Source organism: Psychrobacter sp. 1Y4, from assembly GCF_051847555.1.
The window spans coordinates 1-546 of record NZ_JBPYDE010001028.1 but is presented as its reverse complement, the minus strand read 5'-3'; the positions used below and the strand labels follow the sequence as shown (position 1 = coordinate 546).

Below are 546 nucleotides of genomic sequence, written 5' to 3'. Positions count from 1 at the left end.
CCACTAACTGGCATATGTACGGGGTGATATAGCGACAGATAGACATTGCCGCGCGGTGATTGCCACGAGCGCCCATGTTGACCACGTCCAGCGCTTTGGGTCTCTGCGGTCAAAACGTGCACGGCTGCGATATCTAACGACCCATCTTGCAATGCTGCGATCAGCTCGCTATTGGTTGAGGCGCTACTGGCAACGTGACGGTGGTTGAGATCGGATAAATGGCTGGAAAAACTGGTGAGTGTTGGCATAGGTTTAGTCGATGTGGTTAAGAGAAACTTTGATATACTAGGCGGTTGTCAAAGACAGCATAAAGGTCACGTTAAGATTTGGCAAATACAGTTGAGTGCACAAAGAAACCAGTAAGTATGAAATAAAATTAATACTAGACCAGTATTATAAAAGGTTTGTTCTATGATGTTATATGTGTGGTTTGTGATTGCAGGGGCGTTTGCAGGTGTTAGCGCAGGGTTATTTGGCGTGGGCGGCGGCATGATTATCGTTCCCGCACTGGTGTGGATTTTTACCGCTTATGACTTTTCGCCAGAA

2 pseudogenes are annotated in these 546 nt (G+C 46.9%); one reads left to right on the top strand and one right to left on the bottom strand.

Annotated elements, in window-relative coordinates:
- A pseudogene (locus ACS8FC_RS20230) lies at positions 1-248 on the bottom strand (biotin--[acetyl-CoA-carboxylase] ligase); the annotation flags it as partial.
- A 166-nt stretch (positions 249-414) separates the two neighbouring features.
- Here ACS8FC_RS20230 and ACS8FC_RS20225 point away from each other — a divergent pair.
- Positions 415-546: pseudogene (locus ACS8FC_RS20225) on the top strand (sulfite exporter TauE/SafE family protein); the annotation flags it as partial.